Genomic DNA, 25,390 nt, shown 5'->3' on the forward strand with positions numbered 1-25,390 from the left:
TCAACGGCCTCCGTCGATGACCTTCTGCAAACCGGCAAGTCGCCGGTTCAGAAACGACAGGCTGGCTTGCCAGTCGGACAGGTTCTGCGCGAAGAGGGCCTGCTCGATACCAAGCTCGACGGTGTTGCCGTCGGCGCGCGCCTGCATCGGCACGCGATAGCGCAGCGCGTCGGACGGATCGGCAGCGTCGAACCCGCTCGAAGGGAAAGATGCGCCCGCAGCAGTGTCGAGCACGCTTTCGCGCGCACCGTGGTCGAGATGTCGCCGTACCTGCTCGGCGAAATCGAGATCGCGAGCCTGGTAACCCGGCGTTGCCTCGTTTGCGAGGTTCGCGGCCAGCACACGGGTGCGCGCTTCGCGCGCCTGCAATGCAGCCGCATGAACGCCCAGCGCCTGAGAAAAGAACGTCTGCAAGGTTTCGCCTCCATGGGTAGCAGATGACATGACTGCCCCATTGTCGGCATAGCTATCGAAATGCGACGCAAAAGCGCGGGAAATTGACAGATTTCCCAAGCGTCTCAAGGCGCTTTGGGCAATTCACTCAACGCACTTCGCGTGTTCATGCAACGGATGTCGCCAGGTCGCCGGGAGATCGCTTCAGCCGACGTCATTAAAAGGCTCGAACGACGGCGCCCGCCTATCGTTGCGGCGCGTAGGTCGCAGACGCCGGCGAGAGCACGACGTCCAGCGCCTGGAGCTTCGCACCGATGTCGTGCAGGTTGCGCGTGTTGATCGCCTTGGCGCGCGCGGCAAGCGCCTGAAGCGCCTCCCACCGCGCTGCAAACGCTTCATGCGCGTCGCGCGCGTCGGCCGCCAGCCAGCGCAGTACCGGGGCCATCGTGTTCGCAGACGTCTCACCGAACGCCCGTTCCAGGCACTGCACCCGGCGGCGCGCGCGAGTGCGCAGTCGGCTGACCAGTTGCAGCGCGGTGTCGTGCGTTCGGGCCAACGCGTCCAGGCGCTCGTCGGCCAGCGCACGATGCAGCGCTTCCAGCGTCACGACCAGGCGACGATAGTCTTCCAGGTCGGCATCGACGTCGTCCACGATGCGCGCGACGTACGCACGGCGGTGTCCTTGCCCGGCAGTGTTCAACGCGACATCCCGTGACGGTCCAGAATGCAATCGGCCACGCGCTCACCGTCGAAGGCCAGCTCGCCGTTCGCGAGCATCGCCTTCAGGCGTGCGACATTGACGGCATCCACGCGCGGCACGGATTCGATGGCGGCGCGGGCGTTCATCAACCATTCCCCCGTGCCCTCCGACGCCACGCGAACGGCGCCGGACGACGCATTGACCGGCGTCGACGGCCCAGGGGTGCCCGCTGCGGCGCGACGCAGGTGCGCACCGTCAATGGGCGGGATATACGAAATCGAGTCGATCTTGGTCATGGTCAGCTCCATGAAAATTACGGTTCACTCGCACCAGGCGACGCGTCGGCCTCGCTTGTTAAGCTTGCCGCTCCCTGCGCGATGGCCGCGGCGTCGCTCTGCGCGTCGCGTCCGGTCAGGACGACTTCGCTGGCGTGCGTCGCCCCGAACATCATGGCCAGTTGTCTGGCCCTCGCCTGCGTGAGCACAACGAATTCGATACGGCGGTTCGCCGCTGCCGTGGGGTCGTCGGGTCGCAGCGGCGCATGGTCGGCCATGCCCACGGACATCAGCACGCGCTCCAGCGGCAGTCCCCCGGCGACCAGCGCCGTGCGTGCCGCAAGCGCCCGGTCCGACGACAAGTGCCAGTTGGTGTAGCTGTCGGCGCCGGTCATGCGGTACCGGACAGCGTCGGTGTGACCCACGATCATCAACGCGTTGTCGATGCCGCCAAACAGGTGACCGATGCGCGAGAGCAGCGATGTCGCAGCGGGCGACGGTTTCGCGCTACCGCGCTCGAACAGGCCCAGCGCCTCCGAATCGGCGAGGCGCACGCGCAGGCCGTCGGGGGTGATGAAGGTACTCACATGATCGGAAAGTCTGGCGGCTTCGCTCAATTGCTGTACGGCGCTGGCAAGGCGCACCAGATCGGCGGGCGACTCGAACTGACCGCTGGGAAGCCCGGCAACCGGCACGCCCGACGCTTGGGTGGCAATGCCGGGCAAATCGGAAGACGACGGCTGTGCGCCGGCGGCCTGCAACGCATCAAGCACCTTGATCTCGGCCGATTGCGGCGCCTCGAACACCCGCCGCTCCAGCACCCACATCACGACAAACAGACACATCAGCACCAGGCAGAGGTCGGCGAACGCCACCTTCCAGGCACCACCGGACTCGTCATGTTCCGCCGCATGGGCACGCCGCGAGCTCATTGCCCGTCCCCGGCGCGCCGCGCCCAGCCCTCGAGTGCACTGAAGCTGGGCAACGCGCCATACTGCAGCATGCGACGTCCGGCGTCGGCAGAGAGTAGCGGCGACTTCCCGCTCATGAACGCGACGAGCGCCGCGCGCACGCACTCGTACCCGGTCATCTCGACCGTGACCGACTGCGACAGGCGGTTGGCCAGCGGACTGAGCACCGCATAGCACGCGAAAACGCCGAAGAACGTGCCGACCATGGCCACGGCGACCTGACGCGTGACCGTGGCCGTGGCTTCGCCCGCGCCGATGTCGTACATGGCGAGCACGAGCCCCAGCACGGCGGCGATGATGCCGAAGCCCGGCATCGAATCGGCCAGCTTGTTCAGTGCCCGCACGGGCTGCATCATGCGACGTTCGCGGCTCTCGATCTCCATCGAGAGCAGGCTGTCGAGCTCGCCGCGTGTGCCCTTGCTCAGCGCGGCGACGCGCAACGCATCGACCGTGAAATCCACGAGCTTCGCGTTGGCCAGAACATGGCGATTGCGTTGAAAGATGCTGCTGCGTCCAGGATCGTCGAGATGCTCGTCCAGGGCGCGAACGCCGTCGCGCGACGACGTTTGCAGCAGCGTGTACGTCAGCGTGAGCAACTGTTGCTCGAACGCCTCGCCGTGTCGGCGTCGCCGGATGGCCGCCGCGACCACGGCGCGCAAGTCCCCGAGCACCCGTGACGTATTGCCCAGCAGGAACGCCCCCAGCGCGGTGCCGACCACGAGCACGAACTCGTTCAGATGAAAGATGGTGCCGAACTGGCCGCCATTGAGCCAGAACATGCCGAAAACGCTGGCGACGATAATCGTCGCCCCAAGCGCCAGTAGAATCATTTCCCTTGCCTCGTTTCACGATTGCGTTGTGGTACGCGCTTGTCGCGCGCGCCTCCGGACGCGGTTTCCTGCATGGCCGATCTCATCTTTCCGAGAGCGCTTCGATGGATCTGGCAGATCCTGGCGCGGGTCAGGCCCAGCACCTCGCCGATCTCTTCGAGATTGAGGTCGAATTCGTAGTGAAGCTGCACGACGCGCTGCTCCTTCTCGCCGAGCACCGCGAACGAGCGCACAAGACTCTGCCGTGTGGCGATCAGGTCCTCCGGGCTGCGCCGCTCGACAAGCCGTTCGCTGGCAGCCATGCCACCATCCGCGAGCAACTGATCGAAGCTCGCGAGGCTCTCCGCATGTTCGGCCATCTCCGCTGCTTCGAGCGTGGCTTCGTCCATGTCGACGTGCGCATTCAGCTCCTCGCGGGTGGGCGGGCGCCCCAGTGTTCGGGTCAGGTCCCGTACCGCGTCGCGACGTCGGTGCGACGCTTGACGCAGCGTTCGCGGGCGCCAGTCCAGGCGCCGAAGCTCATCGAGCACCGCCCCCCGGATGCGCGTCGCGGCGAATGCGCCGAAGCGCTCGTCCGGGGGGCCATAGCGCCTAACGGCGTCGAGCGCCGCCATGAGCGCGATCTGCGTCATGTCGTCCTGGGCCGTGGCGACCGTCGTCTGCGGTGCCAGCGATCGAACGATGCGCGCAACCACCGGCATCAGGCGCAGCACGCGCGCCTGTTCGTCGGCGACCGGCACGGTCGGATGTACCACCTGCGACGCCATCGGCATGGCACGTCGTCCCCCCGTATCGCCAACCGCGTTGCCGTCACCGGCGGTGTCGAACGCCGCGGCGCGGCTGGTTTGGCCGGCGCAGTCATCGCGATGCGCATCCGCCTGCCGTCCATCGGCTCCTGCGGGCCTCGGGTACGGCGCCGGGCCGTAGGTCAGCCCGGTCATAGGCGGAAGACGCCTTGTTCAACGAGCCCCCCGTGCGCGGAAGCCCCGAGCGCCAGTCCCGGGTTCGCGTCGTCCTGCGGCAGTTCGCTGTGGCGTCGCTTCGATGTATCCCCCGGCGCGCCGTCGCCGTCGAAGCCCGTCATGGCGCCCGTGCTCACGTGAACCTCTCCGGCATGTCGCTGCGAGAGCATGTCGCGCAGCAACGCCGCAGTCCCCTGCACAAGACCGAGCACTTCCGGGCGCGCCACTTGCAACGTCACACGCAGTTGCATCGCCGATTTACGCACCACGATGTCGATATCGCCGAGTTCGTCCGGCATCAATCGCAGGCGCGCCTCGTGCACACCCTCGCTCGTCATTGACGACACGCGTTCGGCCAATGTGCGAGCCACAGCTGCGCCGTCGCCAGCGATCACATGAGCGCCGATTCTCTCGCCCTGCGTCGCAGCGCCGAGGGCATCGCGAACGATCGCGCTCGCCGACAACTGGCCGGGGAATGCGCCGCGGACGATCGGGTTCGATGGATCATCGACAACTGGCGGCTGCGGCGTGCCGCGCTCCGTGTCGAACACTGGCGCGGGCATCGCGAGGAGCGACGCCAGCGAGCCGCCGTGACGCCCCGTGCCCGGCAGCAACGTCTGTACCGATGCCGCACGCGTCGACGTCGGACGCTCAGTCGCCTGCACAAGGTGAGCGTCCGACGACATGTCACCGTCGTTGGTTGCCGTCACCGTTGGTGCCACGGCTCGCGTTTCCAGCGCGCCGCGCATTCGGTGCCGATGAGCAACAAGCAGCGTCTCGATCGACGGCGACGTGAAGTCGTCGGGAAAGTGGTCGCGCAGTGCATGTGCTCGCCCGTCGTCCGGAACGAGAGCCGGCGTACGCGTGCCATTGTTCGCGCCCTCTTCAAACTGGCTCGCAACGTCGGTCGACGTGGCGATCCCATTGCCGGTTGACGTCTGCACGGCGCTATCGACGCCGATCGACACTTCCGACAGAACCGGAGTCGCTTCAATTTCGGCGATCGGCACAGACACGCCCACTGCATCAGGCGGCGTCGCCTGCGCAGGCGTCTCGGTGTCGGGGTCGACTGCAGCGAGACGGTGGCGCTCGGAAGCGTCCGGCGCTGCCGCCAGCGAACGGCTGAGGGTCGCGGTGAAATCGGTCATCATCGCGACGTCCCCGGGACGCGAGAAGTCGTCTCTCGACGTCGCATGCTGCCCAGCTTTCGACGACACGCACGGCGAGCCGTGACCGACAATCGTTGCCAGTGGTGTGAACTCAGCGATCATCGTTCATCCTCAGATAGCCGAGCACACCTTCGCGCCATGGGCCGAGTCCTGACAGGCGTCGGCGTGCGTCGGTGGCCGCGCGTTGCGTCAGCAGATAAGCCTGATCGTGCGCCGCGAGTGCGTCGGCCATCGCACGGGCGAGCGGTTCGGCGCGCGCACCGGGCGCGGGCGCGCGTTGCCAGGCACGTCGCAGCAGGGCGTCCGTCGCCTGCAGCAGGTCCCACTCGCGAGCTGCGGAATGTCGCCGCAGATCGTGCGCCAGTCCCCGGAACGTTGCCACATCAGCCACGGTGCGCCTCCAGTGAGCGCCAGCCCTGGGCCAACTGCCTGATGACGGCCGTCGCCTCGTCGAGTCTTTCGACGTCGCCCTCGACGCTGGCCTGCGCGACCGCTCGCATGCAGAAGTCGTACACCTTCGCAAGCGACTGCGTCACGTCCGGACCGTCGGCAGCATCGACATGCGACGCCAGACCGTTAAGGAGATTCAGACACTTCGTGACACTTCGCAGGCGCGCTTCGTGCCGCGCGTGCTCGATATGTGCCCGTGCGCGCATGAGCTCGTCGAGCAGGCCATCGAGCACGATCAGCATCAATTGCAACGGCGTGGCGCCGGCGATGCGGGCGTCGAGGTCCGACGCCCGGTATTGTTGGTAAGTCATGACGGTTTCAGTCTCTTGAAGATGCGCTCACGCGTCACCTGTCGGATTTGCGCCCACTGCTGAAGAGCGCGTCGACGAAGCTGCGTGTCTCGTTCATTTGTTGGCGAACCTGTTCCGCGCGGGCGAACTCGCGCGTGTATCGCTCGACCAGCGCACGGAAGCGCGTGCTCAGCCGCTCCTGTTGTTCCGCAATCCGGCGCGAGACGATCTCGTCGCTGTCGGTGCGGTGCTTGAGCACGCCGGTGACCTCGTCCGTCCACTCACGAATCCGCACGGCGAGGCGCATGCCCGCGCCTTGCTTGTCCATGTCCACGCCGGTGTCGCGTTTCATGACGTCGGCGCTCTCGCCGAACCACTTGGCGAGCAGTTCCCGGTCCTTTCCATATTCGGCCTCGAAGCGCTTCTGGTCGAAACTCACCGAGCCGTCTGCATTGCGTTTCACGCCGAACGCCGAAGGATCGAAGGTCTTGCCGTCGATCGTCGTCCGGCGCTCGAAATGGCGCTCGAGGTCGCGCAACAGGGCACGTACGCCTGCGTCCGCGTAGAACGGCCCCGATGGCTTGACGTCGGTGCCCTTTTCTTCGCCTTCAAGGGAGGCCGACGCCCCCGGAGTTCCCGGGTCCATCAACTCGCGGAGCTGCTTTCGCAACGCGTCGTACGCTTTTACGAGCGTGCCCAGATTCGCTGCGGTGCCTTCCATGTCGGGGGAGATCGACACCCGCGTGGTCTCGCCAACGGCCTGCTTCTTCTTCAGAGATAGCTTCACGCCAGTGAACAGCGTGATCTCGTTGCTTGCGTACGATTCACGTTGTTGGCCGAGCACCACGACGGCGTCCTGTCCCTTTGCGAGCACGTCGAAGAGCGGTTTGGCACCCGGCGCCTGCGCGCTCTGCTCCAACGTGAATGCTGCGGCCTCGCCGGACTTCGTGGCGGTGAGCAGCAGATGCGGCGTCGTGCTGCCGGGCACATGGCGCAGGTCAGCGCGAAGCACCCCCTTGAGTGCGGGGTTTTCGTTCAGATGCGTCGCGAGCGCCTTCACGCCTTCGGGAGTTGTCAAATCCAGCCCCGAAACATCGAGCGCGACGGTTTGGGGCGGGTTGCCGAACGTGATGACACTGCCGCTCAACCCCGATGCGTCGCGGATTTGCACCTGATGCACGGTTGCCAGTTGCTCGACACGCACGTCGAAATCGAGTTGCTGTGCCCCCTTTTCCAGCTTGACCGAAAACGCCTCGTCGCTCGACTGGGTAGCCTTGTGCTGCCGAAGGTCGGCACTCTCCCCCAGACGTCGCAGTTGCTTCTCGAAGGTACCCAATGCCTCCTTGAGCGTGGTGATGCCCTTCTGGCGAGCCTCGGCGTCGGTCTTCTCCTTGCCGAGACGGCCGAACTCCGCCCGCATGCGATTTGAGGCAACGTCCTGGGCCAGCTTCTCGATACGTTCTTTCACTTGCAGCATGGGGCAACTCCTGGTTCGGGATAGGCACGCGACGCGACGTGCGCCGTTTCCCCAAGCAAAGCGACCGCCGAGCGGCATTTGTCAACGCGTTCGGTTGAGGTGATGTCCTCATTTCGTGCGGGCATGCCCCTGCCTCTCTGCCACATGGCCAACGCCTGCTCGACCTGCTCTCGTGCCTCGCAAAGTCGCTGCGCTTCACGCGCAGACGCCTCGTGTCGGGCGACGAGCGTCGCGACACCTTCGCGGCGCCGCTGGGCCTCGCGCACGGCCTGCGCGAGCGCGGACTGCCTGCGCGCCAACTGGGCCAACGGGGTCTGCTGCGTCTCGATCATGTCGACGAGCGTGCGCTTGTAATCGGCGCGGTTCTGAAAGCTGTGTGCTCGCGCGCGTCCGCCACCGATGGCCACGGCGCGATATAACTGCGTGAGCTGTGTCACATTTCGCGCAAGCCGTATCTGCCGCTCGGCCAGCAGCCGCCCCTCGCGCTGCGCGGCGTCAAGCTCGCGGTCTCGCATCGACAACAGGGCATACAACGCCCTCGACGGTTTCGGTGTCATCGGCAAAGCGCCTCCAACCGGTCGCACAAGGCGTCTGGTGAGTTGTCGCCATCGCTCCCCTGTTCACCCTTGCCGCCTTGCTGACGCAGAAAGTCGCACATGGCCGGGTATCGCGACACAGCGCGATCGGTTTCCGCGTGTGCCCCGGGCACGTACGCCCCCAACGGGATCAATTCGCGGATCTGACGATAGGCGTGCCACTGCGCCTTGAACGCGTTGGCCGCGCTGGCGTGGCGTGCGCCCACCACGCGCGTCATGCACCGGCTCACCGAGGCGCCGACATCGATGGCCGGGTAATGGCCCGCGTCCGCCAACTCGCGCGAGAGCACGATGTGGCCGTCGAGCACGGCGCGTGCCGTGTCGACGACGGGGTCCTGCATATCGTCGCCCTCGGCCAGCACGGTGTAGATCGCGCTCAGGCTCCCGTCGCCCGACGCATTCCCCGCACACTCGACCAACCGCGGCAGACGTGCGAACACCGACACCGGATAGCCGCGCGCCGCCGGTGCTTCGCCGAGCAGGAGCGCCACCTCGCGACACGCCATCGCGTAGCGCGTGAGCGAGTCGACGAGCAACAGCACGTCGTGCCCCGCATCGCGGAAGTGTGCGGCAATCGCGTGGCATAGCTCCGTGGCCTTCATGCGCTGCGCTGGCGGAGCGTCGGCCGGCGCGGCGACGACGATGGCCTTGGCGAGCCCGGTCCGACCGAGCGTTTCGGTCACGAACTCGCCGACTTCGCGCCCGCGCTCGCCGATCAACCCGACCACGACGATCTGCGCCTCGGTACGCTGGGTGATCATGCCCAGCAGAACGCTTTTACCAACGCCACTGCCTGCGAAGAGTCCGACGCGCTGCCCCTTGCCAAGACTCAGCAGCCCGTCGATCGCACGCACGCCGACCGACAGCGGCTCGGAAATCGCGCGTCGCGCCAATGGCGGGGGCGGCGTGCAACGCGTATCGAGCCGCGCGTCGCCACGTAGCGGGCCCTTGCCGTCGAGCGGGTGGCCGAACGCGTCGACAATGCGTCCCAGCCATGCCATTCCGATGTCGGGTGCCTGCCCGCCTCCGCCCGGCAGCACGCGCGCGCCCGGTGCGATATCGGCGACGCTGGCATAGGTCAACAGATGCAGCACGCCATCCGCGAAGCCGACCACTTCGGCATCGATCCAGCGTCCTGCTGCGGTTTCGACGCGGCACAACTGGCCAAGCGAGAAACGCTGGCCGCGCGCCTCGATGACCGAGCCATTGGCGCGAGTGACGAACGCCATGGGACTCGCGGGTGCAATCCGGTCGTTCATCGCGAACTCACCACGACAATCGGTTCGTCGCCAGCGATCCCCGTGGTCCCGGCGGTCCCAGCGATCGACAGGTCAACCCATTTGCTCAGTTGCTCGCGGGTGATCTCGCGCACGGCCGCTTCGCGGCTTTCGCACCCGGCGTCGTACCAAAGACCATCGACGTCGACGCGGCTCTCGCCGCGCGGCAGCGCCACGTCGGACACGATCTGCCATCCCGCACCGGGCGGCTCCACGCCGACACGCGCGCAGAGCGCCTGCGCGTCTTCCGGATTCATGTAGACGGTCACGCTGCCGCCCGCACCCAACTGCGAGATCAAGCGATGGACGACGCGATCGATGTCCGGCCCCGCCGTGTGCAGCTCCCGCTGCACGACGGCCTGCACGGCGCGCGACGTGACGTCCGTCATCACCGCCAGTGCGCCAGCGGCAAGGCGAGCACGCGCCTGGTCGCAAGCGGCTTGCAATGCGGCGACAGGCCCTGCGATTGCGTCCAGCTCGTCGCGCAACTGCGCGGCATATGACGCGCGACAATGCGTTTGCGCAGCCTGTTCGCCCTCGGCGCGGCCCGCCTCGAACGCCGCCTGCCAGACCGCCTCGCGCGCCTGTGCCTCGCCGTGCGCTGTCCCTTCGGCATAAGCCTGCGCGCGCACGGTCGCCATGTCGGGTTGCAGCGGCAGCCAGCCACGTTGGGCCGCTGCATCGGCCTTCGTGCCGAAACGGTGCTGTTTCATTCCAGTACCTCACCGTCAGCCAGCCGCAGTGTCATCTCCGCTTCGCGAGTACGCGTCCGGAGCGTCGCCATGATCTCGGCACGCGCGGCTTCCACGCGCGCAGCAGAGACGGCACCCAGACGCTGCATTGCCTGCGCGAGCGCATCTTCCTGGAGACGCGACATGCGCTCTCGTACGCGTTGACGCAAATGGTTATCCGTACCCTTGAGCGCCGTCGCCCACGTCTCGATCGACACGTCGGCCACGGCGAGATCGAGGACCTCGGGCGCCTGGTGGGCGAGGATGTCGAAACCATACATGCTGGCTTCGACGGACTCGGCCAGCGCCACGTCGTGCCCGCGCAGGACAGCCATCAGCCGCTTCTGCTCGTCGGGCACATGACCGATGATCTGGGCAGCGAGCCGTGCCCCCGGCACATCGGCGCTGTCTGCGGACAGTCCGGCAAGGCATCGGTCGGCAATCATTTCGAGATCCGCCAACAATTCGCGATCGACACGCGTGAGCTGCGCCGTCTCCAGCAGCAACGCCTCCTGCTGCGCGTCGGGCAGCGCGCGCAACAACTGGCCCGCGAGTTCGGCCGGCAGGTAGGCGAGCAGCAACGCCTGCATCCGGTGATGCTCCCGCGAGAGCACGTCGGCCAGTCTGGCCACGCTCACCCATTGCAGGCGCGCGAGCTTGGGCCGCACGCGATCGCCGTAGATGCCGTCGAGCACGTTGCTCGCGATGCCCTCGCCGAGCGCTGCCGAGAGCGAGCGCTCCAGATACGCGCGGGGTGCGGCATTGGCGCCGCCGTGCTCGGTACAGGCGTCGAGAAACTGATCGACGATGGCGTGCACGTCGTGTTTCTTGACGCTACCGGCCCGCGACATGGCGCGCGCCACGCGCAAGAGCTCGCCAGGGGCGAGTTGGGCCATCACGGCGGCAGCGGCCGATTCGCCCATACAGAGCAAGAGCACGGCCGCGCGGTCGACACCGTTGATTTGCGTCAGCGCGGAAGTATCAGCGGGAGGCAGCATGCGAAACGATCCAGTGTTTGATGATTTGCGCGACGCGCTCCGGTTCGCTCGTCGCCAGCGCGCCCAGGCGTTCGAGCTTGGCGTCGAACGAGGTGTCCGACGTTGGCGGCAGATCGCGCGCAAAGGCGGGCAGCGCTGCCTGCTGCGCAGCCAGCTCGGCTTCGCGTCGGCTACGCTCGCGCGCCTCGGCCTCGGCGGCCTGAACGGCCGCTTTGCGCCGGCGTGCTCGCCGGGCCAGCATCGCCCACGCGACCAGTGCGATCAGGAGCAGCGCCCCGGCCGCGATTGCGGCGTATTGCTTTTGCTTGTCCGTCAGCGCCAGCCCGCCCGGTTCGGCGTCGGGCACGCCGAACGGTGACACGGCTTGGGACGGCGCAAACGGCAGCGCGCTGAGCACCAACGTGTCGCCACGCTGCGGCTGGATGCCGACGCCCGCACGCAGCGTGCGCTCCAGATCGGCAAGCGCCTCGCTCGTCCAGCCATTGCCGCCTGGCGCGGCCTGCGCGTCGACCATGACAGCCACATGCATCTGACGCACGCGCGGACGCTGACGCTTCGTCTGCGTGATCGAGCGGTCGTAGGCGAACTGGCGAGTGGACGACGTGGTGCGCATGGCACCGCCCTCGCCGGCCAGCAGCGGCGCTGCATCGACCGGACGGTTGCTCATGGCACCCGGCACGCCGCCAACGACGTTGTCTTCGTCACGCGCTTCGCGCACGGCTTCCTGCATCACGCGCGGCTCGGCGCCAAGCGCTTCCGTGGTGTTCGAGACGACATCCTCGTCCAGATCGACGCTCACGCTCGCGCGATAGCGATCCGCACCGAGAATGCCGTCGAGCAGCGCCCGCACGTTTCGCAGCGCGTCGTCGCGCGAACGGGTGCGCGCTTGCGCTTCGCCGTGCATCGCCTCGTCCAGATCCAGATTCGCCGTGAGCGGCGTGCCGTGCTGATCGATGACGGCGACATGCTCCGTCGACAGGCCGTTGACGCTGCCGGCCACCAGCTTCACGATGGCGCTCACCTGTTGCGGCGCAAGCGTCTGACCGGGGCGCACCGAAATCAGTACCGACGCGCTCGCCGATGCCTTCGTATTCGTCACGAACGATGTCTGCGGCGCAAGCGCGATATGCACGCGGGCGGCGTCCACCGCGTCGATCGACATGATGGTGCGCGACAGTTCTCCTTCGAGGCCACGGCGAAAGCGCACGTCCTGCACGAACTGGCGCACACCCAGACGCTCGTCGCGATCGACCAGCTCCAGCCCCGGCGGCAGCTCCGGCGTCACGCCCTTGGCGGCCAACGCGAGACGCGCGCGGCCGAGCCGGTCGTGCGGCACCAGAATTGCGCCGGTTTCCGGATGCATGCGAAACGGAATCCGCTCGGCGTCGAGCACCTCCGCCGCCCGTTCGATCGAAACACGCTGGTGCTGACCGAAAAGCGGCGCATAGCCCGCGTCGCGCGCGTACCAGGCCACGGTGAGCGCCGTGATGGCAGCCGCCGCCAGCACGATCGGCAGCGCGCTGCGCAACGGTGCGCCGAGGCCGGTCGACTGCGCGCGCCACTTCTGCCACCGCTCACGCGATCGCCTGCCGGCGTCACTCAGTGTGCGCAAGAAGTTGTCGATTCCCATATGTCCATTCATCTTGCCGGTCATGCCTGGCACGGATCGAAATCCGGCCGCCATCCACCGGCGAATACCTGATTGACGCTCGAAGCGGGTGCCTCAGGCGTCGTCTGTCGATTGAAGGGACACATGTTGTCGACGAATTCGCCGACTATCGAAAATCTCCACGCTCTTTGGGCATCGTCTGTATCGGGAAAGCGAATATGTGCGATTTCCCATTAACAACACCCCGAAATCGATGACACACGGGCAGATATGAAAGAAGCCCTCACGCGCATCACGCGTGAGGGCTTCCGCTGGCCATACGACGACTGCGTAAGGCCGATCCGTTAAGACTCGATGGGGTTGGCGGCCCGCTCGGGCCGCCCGGTGTCAAGCCGCGATGGCCTGCGGTTCGTTCGCTTCGTCTTCGACGGAGCTGAGCATCAGGTGCTCGAACGCGCCGAGCGATGCCTTTGCGCCCTCTCCCACGGCGATCACGATCTGCTTGAACGGCACAGTCGTCACGTCACCTGCGGCGAACACGCCCGGCACCGACGTCGCGCCCTTGGCATCGACTTCGATTTCTCCATGACGCGACAACGCCACCGTGCCCTTGAGCCACTCGGTGTTCGGCACGAGACCGATCTGCACGAACACACCTTCCAGCGCGATCGTCGACGTCTCGCCCGACACGCGGTCGAGATACGAGAGACCGTTCACTTTCTGACCGTCGCCGCGAATCTCGGTCGTTTGTGCGTTCATCAACACGCGCACGTTCGGCAGGCTGCGCAGTTTGCGCTGCAGCACTTCGTCAGCGCGCAGTTGCGCGCCGTATTCGATCAACGTGACTTCCTTGACGATGCCGGCAAGATCGATGGCCGCTTCCACGCCCGAGTTGCCGCCGCCGACGACCGCGACGCGCTTGCCCTTGAACAGCGGGCCGTCGCAGTGCGGGCAGTACGCCACGCCGCGATTGCGATACTCGCGCTCGCCCGGCGCGCCGATTTCGCGCCAGCGTGCCCCGGTGGCCAACACCACCGCACGTGCCTTGAGCACCGCACCGCTGGCCAGATGCACTTCGTGGATCTTGCCCGGAATCAGCGCCTCGGCGCGTTGCGTGTCGATGATGTCGACGTCATACGTCTTCACGTGTTGCTCGAGGGCCGTGGCGAACTTGGGGCCTTCGGTGTGCGTGACGGAGACGAAGTTCTCGATGGCCATCGTATCGAGCACCTGACCGCCGAAGCGCTCGGCAACCACGCCCGTGTTGATGCCCTTGCGTGCCGCATAGATCGCGGCCGCCGCCCCTGCGGGACCGCCACCAACGATCAGCATGTCATAGACCGGCTTGTTCTCGAGCGCCTTCGCGGCACGCGCCGAAGCGCCGGTGTCGAGCTTGGCAAGCAGTTCCTTCACGCTGGTACGACCTTGCGTGAACGATTCGCCGTTGAGGAACACCGTCGGCACCGCCATCACCTGACGCGCTTCAACCTCGCCCTGGAACAATGCGCCGTCGATCGTCACCTGCTGGATACGCGGGTTGATGAGCGCCATCACATTGAGTGCCTGCACGACTTCCGGGCAGTTCTGGCACGACAGCGAGATGTACGTCTCGAAGCGGAAATCGCCGTCGAGTTCGCGGATCTGCGCGATGGTGTCGTCGTCGAGCTTGACCGGGTGACCGCCCACCTGCAGCAGCGCCAGCACCAGCGACGTGAACTCGTGGCCCATCGGCAACCCTGCGAAACGAATACGCGGCGCCTCGCCCGGCGTGCCGATCGCGAACGACGGACGGCGCTCGCCGGCATCGTCGCGGGCAACCACCTGAATCTGTGCGGACAGCGGAGCGATCTCGTCGACCAGCGCCTTCATTTCGGCCGCCTTGGGGCTATCGTCGAGCCACACGGCGATCTCGATCGGGCGCGTGACTTTCTGGAGGTACGTTTGCAACTGAGCTTTGAGGTTCGCGTCCAACATGGCGTTTATCCGTCTCGATTGGGTAAAAAAGGGCGAGCGAGGGCTTCCGCGTCGGCCGGCGGCCGTTGCAGCAAGGCATCGGGTATTCGGGATTGGGTGCCAGCGCGTCGGGTTTAGGGGGCCGACGCGCCGGCGGAGCGCCGCTCCGTGACGGGAGCGGCGTTTGCTGCGGTTTGCTTCGGTTGCTGCTGGGCTTAGATCTTGCCGATCAGGTCGAGCGACGGGCTCAGCGTTTCAGCGCCCGGCGTCCACTTGGCGGGGCAGACTTCGCCCGGGTGCGCTGCGATGTATTGCGCGGCTTGCACCTTGCGCAGCAGTTCCTTGGCGTCGCGGCCGATGCCGTTGTCGTGGATTTCGCACAGCTTGATCTCGCCTTCCGGGTTGATCACGAACGTGCCACGCAGGGCCAGACCTTCTTCCTCGATCAGCACGTCGAAGTTGCGCGAGATCGCCAGGGTCGGATCGGCAATCATCGGGTACTGGATCTTCTGGATCGTGTCCGACGTGTCGTGCCAGGCCTTGTGCGTGAAGTGGGTATCGGTCGAAACACTGTAGATTTCAACGCCCAGCTTCTTGAATTCTTCGTAGTTGTCGGCCAGATCGCCCAGCTCGGTCGGGCACACGAAGGTGAAGTCGGCCGGGTAGAACACCACCACCGACCACTTGCCCTTGAGGGTCTCGTCGGTCACGGTGATGAAATCGCCGTTCTGGTAGGCTTGGGCTTTGAACGGCTTGATCTGGGTATTGATGATCGGCATTTCGGTGTCTCTCTGACTGGGTGGAAAGTGTTGTCAGTATGCCGAATGCTATCAATCTCAGGAAATTGATTATAAAAATCTATTCAATTGAGACAGGCTATCGGGATCGATAGCCTGCGTATGCAACGTCGGATAGTCCGTTACCGCCGGACGCCGCCGCCCTTGGGCCGCGTCGGGCGATCAATCCTTCGGGTAACGCACCGCGCGAACCTTGCCGGTGGCCGCACCGCCGCAGTAGAAGAGACCGTGACCGTCGTATTCGACGCCGCTCACGTTGATGCCTTCGGGCATCTGCACACGCATCAGCACTTCGCCGTCAACGGGGTCCACGCGACGCAACTCGCTCTCGTCGTCCTCCCACGTGCCGTGCCAGAGTTCGTCGTTGACCCAGGTCACCCCGGTCACGAAACGGTCCGACTCGATGGTGCGCAGCACCCGCCCGTCTTCCGGGTCGATCTGCAGAATGCGACGGTCGCGGTACTGTCCCATCCACAGGCTGCCTTCGGCCCACGTCAGCCCCGAGTTGCTGCCGCTGCCGTGCGTTAGCGCAAACGAATGCACGACGCGTCCGGTCGACGGGTCGATCTTGTCGATGCGCGCGTCGGCAATCTGGTAGAGATGCTTGCCGTCGAAGGCCGTGCCGGCGTCGCTCGCGGCATCGAGCGTGCGCTGCAACTTGCCGCTGGCCGGATCGAAAGCGATCAGCTTGTCGCCGGTGGCGGCCCAGACCCGTTGTCCGTCGAAGGTCACGCCGTGAATCCGCTCGAAGCCGGGGAATGGTCCGTACTCCGAGGTAATGTCGGCGGTGCTTACCGCAGGCGTGCGTGAGGAAATGCGTTGCGTATTGCTCGTCATGTCAGGCTCCGGTTGTGACGCCGTAATTAGCGTGCAAGTCCACTCTAGCCAAACGACCACCCGGCAGGGAGTAACAAAATCGTCGCGAATTCGGTGAGCGGCGGCGCCATCCAGCGTTGCGCCCGGCCGCGCCCTACCGAACGCACGCGCCCCTGCGCCTCCAGTTCGCCCAGTGCCCGTTGCACCGTGCGCTGGCTCGCGCCGAGCGCCAGGGACAGCGCGGACGTCGACCACGCCGCGCCATCCGCGAGCAGGGCAATGAGCGATGCGCGCTCACCGTCGATGGGCGGCAGCAGGACCGATACCGTGCGCGCGCCGGTCGTGCGCAATGCGAAGCCATCGGGCGTCGCATCGATCTCGGCGACGCCTCGCAGCAAGCTGCGCAGGCGGCCGATTTCCACGCGTAACCGCGCTCGGTGCGTCTCGTCCGGGTGACGCATACGAAACGCCTCTTCGATCAGCGCTTCGCGCGAAATATCGCCCGGCCACGCACGCGCCAGTTGCAGTGCCAGTGTGAACAGCACCGGACGTCGGGCCAACGGACGCCACAGATGTCCGATGCTCACGCCGCGACGACACGCGTCGACCACCAGGGCATCTGAGTGGAGCAACGCCGCCACGTCGTCGAGACAGAGTTCGCGCTCGTGGCCCGTGTCGCACTGGCGCGCCGCCGGGCGTGTCAGTACATCGCGCAGATTCTCGATTTCGGCGCTGAGCGCCGGCACGTCAGCGGCAATGGCGGCGGTGTGCGCGTGATCGAGCGCGTCTCGCGCATCTGCAATGCGCAGTGTGCGAAGTGCCAGTTCCGCCGCGATCAACGCATAGACTGCGGCATGACGGGCGGGGACATTGGCGGCGGGAATGTCGCGCACGGCTTGTGCTGCGGCATCGAGCTTGCCCAGCAGCAATAGCCGCCGGGCGACGAGCAGCCGCGCGAGCATGGCGTTGGGAAAATCGGCATGGGTTTCGAGCAGCGCCGCTGCGGATTGCAGCGCGCGCGGGTGGCCCCCCAGATCGCGCATGGCGAGGCCGACCTCGGCGTCGGCGACGACGCAACGTGCCCGCGCGAGCGCCTCATGCGTGCCAAAGCCCCGCGCAGCGCGCTTGAGCAATTCGCGGGCGCGCGCGTAGTCGCCAAGCTGCGCCATTGCGATGCCGCGCAGCGCAAGCGCAGGCGGGTCGTCGCGAAGCGCAACGCGGCGCAGCGCACCGAGCGGATCGCCCGCGGCCAGCGCGCGGGCGGAAGCAGCAATCAGGGAGTCCATCGCGCGATATTACCGCGTGCGTCCTCGCGCTCGCTTTCGCGGGCGTCACGGCGTCACGGCGTGGTCGCCGCGTTCAATATCCGCTGATGACCGCGAACGCGAGCGCCCCACCGGAGAGCACGAGCAAGACGAAGAACAGCGGCAGGATGAACTTCAGCCACTGGCCGAAGCCCACACGTGCCGTGGCGAGATAGGCAAGCAACATGCCGGATGTCGGCGTAATCATGTTCGTCAATCCGCCGCCGAGCAGGAACGCCAGCACGGACGTTTGCGGACTCACGCCCGAGAGCTGCGCGATCGGCCCGATGATCGGCATGCTCACCGCCGCCTTGCCCGAGACCGACGGAATGAAGACATCCAGCGCCATCTGCACGCCCATCAGGCCATTGGCCACCGCGACCGCCGACTGCCCGCGCACCCGTTGCGTGAAATCGTTGATCAACGTATCGAGCACATAGCTACCGTGCAGGATCAGCTCGACCGACGCGGCCAGCCCGATCAGCAACCCCGCGAGCATCATGCCCTTCAGTCCCTCCACGAAGGCATCGGCGGCGGTGCGCGAATCGAGACGACCGACCACGGCCGTCACGAGGCTCGTCAGCACATAGAACGCCGACAACTCGAGATTGCCCCACTTCAGTTCGCGCGTGCCGTACACCAGCATGGCCGCCGCGACCGCCAGCACCAGCAACGTGGCCTTGTGGCGGCCCGAGAGTCGGGCGTGCAGATGCGCCACCGCGTCCATCTGCGCGCGCGCCTGCGCCAGACGATAGTCGCTGCGATACACGTGCCACAGGAAATAGGCGATACCCAACGCGAGAAACACCACGAATATCGCAATACGCAACCCGATGCCTGAGAACAGCGGCAGGCCGACGAGCGGTTGCGCCACGGCCAGCGCCAGCGGGTTCGTCACCGAGGCGATGTAGCCGATTTTCGCGGCAATCGCGACGAGCGCTACCGCGAAGAGATTCGACAGGCCCAGACGGCGCGTGAGCACCATTACCATCGGAATCACGACCAGATATTCGGAGATGAAACCGAGCAGCGTGCTGCCCAGTGCGATCAACACCATCAGCAGCGGCGCGAGCACATACATGTTGCCCGACGTCAGCTGCAAAAGCCGGTCGATGCCTGCATCGATGGCGCCCGTCTTGCGCATCACGCCGAACATGCCACCCACGAACATCACCATGAAGATGAGCGGCGCGTTTTTCACCAGCCCCTGCGGCACGGCGAGAAACGCCGACACCACGTTCGCCGGCTGCGCCTGCTCGGGCGTACTGCGCGTGGCACGCGGCGCGATCAGCAGCGCGGGATCATGGGTTTTCGGCACGACCTGATAGGTGCCCGGCACCACGAGCTTGCCCTCGCGTTCGAAACGGCCGGCATCGACCCACCAGGTCATCGCGACCGCCATGATCAACACCCACAGCATCATGACGACCGGGTGCAGCATCTTGCCGTGCGGTTTTTCGGTGTGACCGGGCGCGCCCTCGCCCTGGCCGGCGTCGGCAGATGCCGGGGGCGATGCCGAAGCGGGATCCACCGCATTCGAATGGGAACGGGAATGCCCGTCGACGGGCGTCGGCGCAAGCGCTGTCATATCAGTCCTGCCTGTTGTCTCTTTTATGGTTGTGAAATGACGTCGCGCTGCGCCCTGCCCGGCAGACCGGGCGGGCGGCGGGCTTACGCCACCTTGTCGGCTCGCGCCTCGTTCGGGGCCTGCGCACCGGCGGTGCCCGTGTACCCCAGTTCTGCGGAAATCTGGCGACTGCACGCTTGCAGACGTTCCAGATAGTCGGGAATCTCGATACGGCTGATGCGCGCTTCGGGACCCGAAATGGAAATGGCCGCCACGACTTCGCCGGAGACGTCGCGCACCGGTACCGCAATCGCCACGGCCCCGCTGGTGACTTCACCCGCGCTCATCGCATACCCCTTGCGTGCCACGGCCGCCAGCTCGTCGGCGAACGTCATCGGGTCGGCCGCGACCGGCAGGTGCTTCATGCGCGAGAAGAACTCGTTACGAATGGCGTCCTGCGCAAATGCGAGCAGCAATTTGCCCGACGCCCCCGAACTGAGCGGGCGACGGTTGCCGACGGAACCCACCGAGCGCACCTGATGCGTGGTCTCGCAGCGTGCGACGCACACCGTCTCGAGCCCCTCGCGTACCCGCAACACGATGGTTTCGTTGATCGCCTGGTTCAGCGCGAGCATGTGCTTCTGCGCAGCGCGCACGAGTATGTTCTGCTGCGAGGCCGCCACCCCGATGACAAATGCCTGCGGGCCGAGCGCGTAGGTCGTGGTGCGTTCGTCCTGCAACACGAAGCGGTTGTGCTCCAGCGTGCACAACATGCGATAGGTGCGCGACTTGTTGATGCCCAGACGATTGGACAGCTCCGTCACACCGAGCCCGGGATGCTCCGCAACCAGCGAGAGCAGTTTCAGGGCGCTGTCGACGGAATCGACGATGTAGTTCATGGGGTTTCCTTCGGGCTTGACTGCGCACGCACCCAACGGGCGAGCGCAGCCGTGAACGTTTCCAGGTTGCGCCCGAGCGTATCAAATCCCGCGTGCTTCACAAAGCGCGCCTCGTCCATGTACAGCGCGCGATTGATTTCGATCTGCAGGCTGGAGCGACCGCGGGCGGGATCGCTGACCGCAGTGAGCAAATCTCCCCCCTGATACGGCGAGTTGACCTGAACCCGGTAGCCCAGCTCGCGCAGCGTTTCGGCGACCCATTGCGTGAACGCCGGGTCGGCCGTGGTGCCGAGCCGGTCGCTCACGACCATGTCGGGGCGCGCCGCCCCTTCGTCCACATTCATGGCATTGCCGCGCGACTTCATCGAATGGCAGTCGACGTGCCAGAGCGCCCCATGCCGGACATACGCCGCCTCAGCGGCGTCGGCAAGCGCACGGCGATACGGCAGGTAATACGCGTCGATGCGATGACGCACCTCCGCCACCGTGAGTTTCCGGTCGTACATCGGCTGGTTCGGCAGCGCGTAACGGCGCAACAGCCCCATGCCGCGCGCCGAATACTTTTCCGGGGCGATCGGGCCCGGCCACGGCGCGTCAAGCATGTCGGCATCGATATCGGTGACAGCGCGATTGGCGTCGATGTACGCACGCGGGAAGGTCGCGGCGATCAGCGTGCCGCCATGGCGCGGCACGCACGCCCACAGCTCGTCGACGAACGCGTCCCACCCTGTGAGCAATGCCTCGCGCGATGCCACCGTGCCGAAATCGGCCGGCAAGTCGATGCCGCTATGCGGCGAGTCGAACACGATCGGCAGCGGCACCGCCTGCGCGGGCACGACGATACACGCCGGGTTTCGCGAAGCCTCGGCCACGCCGGAAGCGTTCGTGTTGTTTTCTTGCGTCACCATAAAAAATTTTTCCCGCGAGCCGAGGGCCATCCGACAGCCCCGATCTGCAACTCGACGCTTCGTCGATTCACTATGTCTTATTGATTAAAACAACGTATTAAAAATTAAGCCTCAAAATATTGAGCGGGTCAAGCAGGGAATCTGTCATCAGAACAAGCCACATAGGCAACACCCTCCAAAATCACTCGCAAACCCTCGTGAAATGGACGTGTTTCAATCATTGAAATACCCCCCCATCCATCGACTCCGCCGTCTCTCGTCGCATGAATTTTTATCGATGGTTGACGATTCGGACATCTGAACACGATAATTTTCGAAACGTTGTTTTAATTATTAAAACATTTGTAACAAGTTCATTAAACACACCCGGAGGGGGGATATGAAATACAAGGCTTGGCCAATCGCTCGCGTGGCCGTCATGGGGATGGGCGCTGCGGCGCTGACGATGTTCGGCACGTCGGCACGCGCGCAATCGAACGTCACGCTCTACGGTCTGCTCGACAGCGGCGTGACCTACGTGAGCAAGGTCGCCGGTCCGAGCGGCACGGCCACTGGCAGTCGTTTCAGCGTGGACAGCGGCGATCTCCAGCAATCGCGCTGGGGCATGAAGGGCACCGAGGATCTGGGTGGCGGCATGAAGGCGCTCTTCATCCTCGAAGGCGGCTTCTCGGTTGCCAACGGCACGGCCGGTCAGGGGAACCTGCCGCTCGGACGCACCTCGGTCGTGGGCCTGTCGAGCCCTTACGGCACAGTGCAACTGGGTCGCCGCAAGGACTACATCGATGAAATTGCCACCTGGTATTCGAGCGTCTACAACTTCGGCACCTTCATCAACGGCGTACACAACAACAATCTCGACCGCGTGGGTGGCAATCGATCGAACAACTCGGTGCGCTACGACTCGCCGGACTTTCACGGACTGACGGCGAACGCCACCTACGGCTTCGGCGGCACCCCCGGCTCGATGTCCACGGGACAATCACTGGGGTTCGGCGCGAACTATAAATACGGCGGCTTTGGCGTGGGCTTCGGCTACTGGCAATCGCGGCTGGGTACGGGCACGGCGGCGACCAATTCGTCGAGCGACGTCGGCGCCGCCTCCGGTGCCGGGTGCGATCCGTCATTCGGGCATGCCGGCGACGTGTGTATCCGGACCTGGATGGTCGGCACGAGTTACAAGTGGGAGAAGGCGCGTGTCTACGCGTCGTGGTCGCGCACGCTGCAACCGCTCGCGCGCTTCGGCGGCACGTCGGCGCCGCTGGCCACCCAGTTCACGAGCGCGGCCAGCAGCGGCGCCTTTGCGGCCGCCGGTTCGAACAACAATGCCACGAACGTGTTCGATGTCGGGGTGAACTACTGGATTGCGCCGAACCTCGAGCTGGTCGGCGCCGTGCTGCATTCGCGCTATTCGTTCGTCGGCGCTCCGGCCACCGGCCGCCTGCTGCAGTTCAACGTCGGCGTCGATTACTTCCTGTCCAAACGCACCGACATCTACTCATACTTCGCCAACCTGCGCGCCTGGGATATGTACAACCCCGGGATCACAGGCGGTGCGCCGGGACGCGATGCCACGCAAAACGCCATGACCATCGGCCTGCGCCACGTGTTCTAACGCGGCGAAAGCCAGCCGCACCCTGCAACGGGGTGCGGTGCGCAGCACGGAAGGATCAAGCGCGCATCAATGCGCCGGGGGCGACGCGTCGTCGCGGCAGTCGCTCCCCGAACAGGAAGCCGGTGCGCCTCGCGCACGCGCAGGCGACCCGGACGACGTGCCCGAACGTCCGAAGCCGATCTGCTGAAATACGCCACCACCCAATTCGAAGCCAGTGGCGTAGTGATAGGCGGCCACGGTCGAACCGAGCGCCACCGACAGCAACAACAACGTACCCGTACGCCAGCGGCGTCGGACCGTGGAAGCCATGTCTCCTCCCTGTCAGAGGTCGGCCCGCTCGCAGGGCATCTGTCACCGGTGATGACTTCCCGGAATCCAGTGTCTCGGCGGGGTGCGAGTTCCAGTCACTGCTGAGTCTCGTTTTTTCGCGATTCTGCACGTTCGCCGCCCCGTTTGTCATCCCGGGTATCCCTAAGACCGCCGAATATATCGCGATGTGATATATTTTTTCGCTTTCGACGCCTCTTTCGGACGCTTCCTATTCCAACGCCTGCGAATCTATGCCTTCACCGAATCCGCCGATCACTGGCGATGCCCTGACCAAGAGTGATTTCGAAGCCCTTTCGGAGTTTCGCTATCGCCTGCGCCGCTTCCTGAACTTCAGCGAAGCCGCCGCCCGCGAAGGCGGCATTACGCCCCAGCAATATCTGCTGTTGTTGCATGTGAAAGGTATCCCGGGACGCGATTGGGCGTCCATCAGTGAATTGGCCGAGCGGCTGCAAGCCGTGCACCACAGCATGGTCGCGCTGGTGGCGCGCTGCGAAAAGGCGGGGCTCGTCACGCGGCGGCAAAACGAGAGCGACCGGCGCGTGGTGGAAATCCACCTTTCGGCGACCGGTGAAGCGTGCCTCGCCAATCTCGCGGCGCAGCACCGCAACGAATTGAGCACCTTCGCAGACATCTTCCACATTCGTGGCGTTCACCTGTAAACACGGCAGTCCCATGTCCACCGTTCCAAACACGTCTTCGCACCACGCCCCGATGGCGGCGCCCGAGCATGCCCGCGACTTTTCGCGCGCGCCGGGCCTGCCGCGTCTCATCGCGCTGGCCGCCGTGATCGGCTTTTGCGGCGTGCCTGCCGCATGGCTGCTGTTGCACCTGATTCAGGGCTTCACCAACCTCTTTTTCTACCAGACGCTCTCGTTCGCGCCGCGCTCGCCTGCCGAGAACACGCTCGGCGCCGTCGTGATCGTGCTGCCCGTCATCGGCGGCCTGATCGTCGGTGCCATGGCCCGATTCGGCAGCGACAAGATTCGCGGTCACGGCATTCCCGAGGCCATCGAAGCAATCCTGTTCGGCAAGAGCAAGATGTCGCCGCGCGTGGCGGTGCTCAAGCCGCTGTCGTCGGGCATCGTGATCGGCAGCGGCGGACCGTTCGGCGCCGAGGGACCGATCATCATGACGGGCGGCGCACTCGGCTCGCTCATCGCGCAGTACTTCCATCTGAGTGCTGCCGAACGCAAGACGCTGCTCGTCGCCGGCGCCACAGCCGGCATGACGGCCGTATTCGGCACGCCGGTCGCCGCGGTGCTGCTCGCGGTGGAATTGCTGTTGTTCGAATGGCGTCCGCGCAGTCTGCTGCCGGTCATCGTGGCGTGCGCGGTCGCAGGCTTTGCCCGTCCGCTGATGCTCGAGGCCGGACCGCTGTTCCCGCTGGCCACGCCGCCCGCCGCCCCCATCGCCATCGTGTCGTGCCTGATTGCGGGACTGTGTGCGGGCATCTTGTCGGCCGGCATGTCGCGCGCCCTCTACGCCATCGAAGACGGCTTCCACAAGCTGCCGGTGCACTGGATGTGGTGGCCCGCCATCGGCGGCCTGGCTGTGGGCATTGGCGGTTACTTCCAACCGCGCGCCCTCGGCGTCGGTTACGACGTGATCGCCGATCTGCTCAACGGGCACTTCACGATGCATGCCGCACTCGCCCTACTGCTGGTGAAGGCCGTGATCTGGGCGATTGCGCTGGGGTCGTGCACCTCGGGCGGCGTGCTCGCCCCGCTGCTCATGATCGGCGCGGGTCTGGGTACGCTGCTCGCCCCGATGTTGCCGGGTGGCGACGTCTCGCTTTGGGCGCTCGTGTGCATGGCCGCCACACTCGCGGGCGTGCTCGGCGCACCGCTGACCGCGATCGTCTTCGCGCTGGGCCTCACCCACGATGTCAACGCGCTGCTGCCACTACTGCTCACCTGCGGCGTCTCCTACGGCGTGACGATCTGGATCATGCCGCGCTCGATCATGACGGAGAAGATTGCCCGCCGCGGGCGTCACATCCACCGGGAATATGGTGTCGATCCGCTTGAACGCCTGCATGTGGGTGAGTTGATGAGCCGCGAACCCGAATCGCTGCGTGCCGACATGACGATCGAAGCCGCCGCCACGCAAGCCTTCGGCGCAAGCCAGCGCCATCGTGCCTACCCCGTGGTGGACGCCACGCACGCGGTGCTGGGCATGGTCGACCGTCAGGGACTCACGCATGCCCAGGCGAACGGACTGCAAACACTCGGCCAGCTCTACGGCGTGAACCCGCCGCTGGTCGCCTTGCCGTCGGAGACCGGACGCATCGTGTCGGCGCGCTTCGCGGCGCACCATCTGGAACGTCTGCCCGTGGTCAGCGACGCCACCTCGCGCAAGCTTGTCGGCATCATCAGTCGCAGCGATCTGGTCAAACCGGCGGAGCACTGGCGCTCCGAGGAAGAGGTACGCGAGCGCATGCTTCATCTCGGACGCCGACGTAATCGATAGCACCGAT

The 25,390-nt window shown here is 65.7% G+C and carries 26 protein-coding genes; 3 read left to right on the top strand and 23 right to left on the bottom strand.

Annotation, left to right across the window (positions count from 1 at the left end; translation table 11 throughout):
- The 22 genes from flgB to ABWO90_RS08065 all read right to left on the bottom strand — a co-directional run bounded on the left by flgB (position 1) and on the right by ABWO90_RS08065 (position 20,972).
- Positions 1-444 carry a flagellar basal body rod protein FlgB gene (flgB, locus tag ABWO90_RS07960; protein WP_353190666.1) on the bottom strand — a complete coding sequence of 148 codons (444 nt, stop codon included), beginning with the start codon at positions 442-444 and terminating at the stop codon, positions 1-3.
- Positions 445-637: 193 nt separating this feature from the next.
- On the bottom strand, positions 638-1,045 hold the full coding sequence (gene flgN / locus ABWO90_RS07965) for a flagellar export chaperone FlgN (RefSeq protein WP_353190667.1): 408 nt from the start codon (positions 1,043-1,045) through the stop codon (positions 638-640).
- Positions 1,046-1,089: 44 nt separating this feature from the next.
- On the bottom strand, positions 1,090-1,389 hold the full coding sequence (locus tag ABWO90_RS07970) for a flagellar biosynthesis anti-sigma factor FlgM (protein WP_353190668.1): 300 nt from the start codon (positions 1,387-1,389) through the stop codon (positions 1,090-1,092).
- 17 nt (positions 1,390-1,406) lie between these two features.
- Positions 1,407-2,300 (bottom strand): OmpA family protein, encoded by an 894-nt coding sequence (locus ABWO90_RS07975; RefSeq protein ID WP_353190669.1) that lies wholly within the window; start codon positions 2,298-2,300, stop codon positions 1,407-1,409.
- Positions 2,297-3,169, bottom strand: coding sequence for a motility-associated protein (locus tag ABWO90_RS07980; protein ID WP_353190670.1), 873 nt, complete (start codon positions 3,167-3,169; stop codon positions 2,297-2,299). Before ABWO90_RS07980 ends, ABWO90_RS07975 begins: the two co-directional genes overlap by 4 nt.
- Positions 3,166-4,110: a FliA/WhiG family RNA polymerase sigma factor gene (locus ABWO90_RS07985; RefSeq protein WP_353190671.1), complete on the bottom strand. Its 945-nt coding sequence runs from the start codon at positions 4,108-4,110 to the stop codon at positions 3,166-3,168. Before ABWO90_RS07985 ends, ABWO90_RS07980 begins: the two co-directional genes overlap by 4 nt.
- Entirely contained in the window at positions 4,107-5,402 is a 1,296-nt protein-coding gene (locus tag ABWO90_RS07990) for a flagellar hook-length control protein FliK (protein WP_353190672.1), read from the bottom strand. Before ABWO90_RS07990 ends, ABWO90_RS07985 begins: the two co-directional genes overlap by 4 nt.
- Complete coding sequence (locus ABWO90_RS07995) at positions 5,392-5,691, bottom strand: hypothetical protein (protein ID WP_353190673.1); 300 nt, start codon at positions 5,689-5,691, stop codon at positions 5,392-5,394. Before ABWO90_RS07995 ends, ABWO90_RS07990 begins: the two co-directional genes overlap by 11 nt.
- On the bottom strand, positions 5,684-6,061 hold the full coding sequence (fliS, locus tag ABWO90_RS08000; RefSeq protein WP_353190674.1) for a flagellar export chaperone FliS: 378 nt from the start codon (positions 6,059-6,061) through the stop codon (positions 5,684-5,686). The genes ABWO90_RS07995 and fliS overlap by 8 nt, the downstream gene beginning before the upstream one ends.
- Positions 6,062-6,095: 34 nt before the next feature.
- Complete coding sequence (gene fliD / locus ABWO90_RS08005; RefSeq protein WP_353190675.1) at positions 6,096-7,517, bottom strand: flagellar filament capping protein FliD; 1,422 nt, start codon at positions 7,515-7,517, stop codon at positions 6,096-6,098.
- The gene (locus tag ABWO90_RS08010; protein WP_353190676.1) at positions 7,505-8,074 is read right to left on the bottom strand and encodes a flagellar FliJ family protein; all 570 of its coding nucleotides are present in this window, start codon (positions 8,072-8,074) and stop codon (positions 7,505-7,507) included. Before ABWO90_RS08010 ends, fliD begins: the two co-directional genes overlap by 13 nt.
- On the bottom strand, positions 8,071-9,372 hold the full coding sequence (locus ABWO90_RS08015) for a FliI/YscN family ATPase (protein WP_353190677.1): 1,302 nt from the start codon (positions 9,370-9,372) through the stop codon (positions 8,071-8,073). The genes ABWO90_RS08010 and ABWO90_RS08015 overlap by 4 nt, the downstream gene beginning before the upstream one ends.
- Entirely contained in the window at positions 9,369-10,103 is a 735-nt protein-coding gene (locus ABWO90_RS08020) for a FliH/SctL family protein (protein WP_353190678.1), read from the bottom strand. Before ABWO90_RS08020 ends, ABWO90_RS08015 begins: the two co-directional genes overlap by 4 nt.
- The gene (locus ABWO90_RS08025) at positions 10,100-11,119 is read right to left on the bottom strand and encodes a FliG C-terminal domain-containing protein (protein WP_353190679.1); all 1,020 of its coding nucleotides are present in this window, start codon (positions 11,117-11,119) and stop codon (positions 10,100-10,102) included. The genes ABWO90_RS08020 and ABWO90_RS08025 overlap by 4 nt, the downstream gene beginning before the upstream one ends.
- A complete protein-coding gene (gene fliF, locus ABWO90_RS08030; RefSeq protein ID WP_353190680.1) occupies positions 11,103-12,749 on the bottom strand; it encodes a flagellar basal-body MS-ring/collar protein FliF in 1,647 nt (548 codons plus the stop codon). The genes ABWO90_RS08025 and fliF overlap by 17 nt, the downstream gene beginning before the upstream one ends.
- A gap of 366 nt (positions 12,750-13,115) precedes the next feature.
- A complete protein-coding gene (ahpF, locus tag ABWO90_RS08035; protein WP_353190681.1) occupies positions 13,116-14,702 on the bottom strand; it encodes an alkyl hydroperoxide reductase subunit F in 1,587 nt (528 codons plus the stop codon).
- A gap of 194 nt (positions 14,703-14,896) precedes the next feature.
- On the bottom strand, positions 14,897-15,460 hold the full coding sequence (gene ahpC / locus ABWO90_RS08040) for an alkyl hydroperoxide reductase subunit C (protein WP_353190682.1): 564 nt from the start codon (positions 15,458-15,460) through the stop codon (positions 14,897-14,899).
- A gap of 180 nt (positions 15,461-15,640) precedes the next feature.
- Positions 15,641-16,315 (bottom strand): Vgb family protein, encoded by a 675-nt coding sequence (locus ABWO90_RS08045; protein WP_353190683.1) that lies wholly within the window; start codon positions 16,313-16,315, stop codon positions 15,641-15,643.
- Between the two features lie 44 nt (positions 16,316-16,359).
- The gene (locus ABWO90_RS08050; protein ID WP_353190684.1) at positions 16,360-17,580 is read right to left on the bottom strand and encodes a helix-turn-helix domain-containing protein; all 1,221 of its coding nucleotides are present in this window, start codon (positions 17,578-17,580) and stop codon (positions 16,360-16,362) included.
- Positions 17,581-17,653: 73 nt separating this feature from the next.
- Positions 17,654-19,186: a YfcC family protein gene (locus tag ABWO90_RS08055; RefSeq protein WP_353190685.1), complete on the bottom strand. Its 1,533-nt coding sequence runs from the start codon at positions 19,184-19,186 to the stop codon at positions 17,654-17,656.
- Between the two features lie 83 nt (positions 19,187-19,269).
- Positions 19,270-20,064, bottom strand: coding sequence for an IclR family transcriptional regulator (locus tag ABWO90_RS08060; protein WP_353190686.1), 795 nt, complete (start codon positions 20,062-20,064; stop codon positions 19,270-19,272).
- The gene (locus ABWO90_RS08065) at positions 20,061-20,972 is read right to left on the bottom strand and encodes an N-formylglutamate amidohydrolase (protein WP_353190687.1); all 912 of its coding nucleotides are present in this window, start codon (positions 20,970-20,972) and stop codon (positions 20,061-20,063) included. The genes ABWO90_RS08060 and ABWO90_RS08065 overlap by 4 nt, the downstream gene beginning before the upstream one ends.
- A gap of 379 nt (positions 20,973-21,351) precedes the next feature.
- Between ABWO90_RS08065 and ABWO90_RS08070 the strand changes: the two genes are divergently transcribed.
- On the top strand, positions 21,352-22,584 hold the full coding sequence (locus tag ABWO90_RS08070; protein ID WP_353190688.1) for a porin: 1,233 nt from the start codon (positions 21,352-21,354) through the stop codon (positions 22,582-22,584).
- 66 nt (positions 22,585-22,650) lie between these two features.
- Here the strand turns inward: ABWO90_RS08070 and ABWO90_RS08075 are convergent, their stop codons facing one another.
- On the bottom strand, positions 22,651-22,893 hold the full coding sequence (locus ABWO90_RS08075) for a hypothetical protein (protein ID WP_353190689.1): 243 nt from the start codon (positions 22,891-22,893) through the stop codon (positions 22,651-22,653).
- 251 nt (positions 22,894-23,144) lie between these two features.
- Here ABWO90_RS08075 and ABWO90_RS08080 point away from each other — a divergent pair, with 251 nt between their 5' ends.
- Together ABWO90_RS08080 and ABWO90_RS08085 are read left to right on the top strand one after the other, a co-directional pair.
- A complete protein-coding gene (locus ABWO90_RS08080; RefSeq protein WP_353190690.1) occupies positions 23,145-23,573 on the top strand; it encodes a MarR family winged helix-turn-helix transcriptional regulator in 429 nt (142 codons plus the stop codon).
- 52 nt (positions 23,574-23,625) lie between these two features.
- The gene (locus tag ABWO90_RS08085) at positions 23,626-25,383 is read left to right on the top strand and encodes a chloride channel protein (RefSeq protein WP_353190746.1); all 1,758 of its coding nucleotides are present in this window, start codon (positions 23,626-23,628) and stop codon (positions 25,381-25,383) included.
- Positions 25,384-25,390 lie beyond the last annotated feature (7 nt).

It is taken from the genome of Pandoraea pnomenusa (assembly GCF_040391475.1).
Classification (GTDB): domain Bacteria; phylum Pseudomonadota; class Gammaproteobacteria; order Burkholderiales; family Burkholderiaceae; genus Pandoraea; species Pandoraea pnomenusa_C.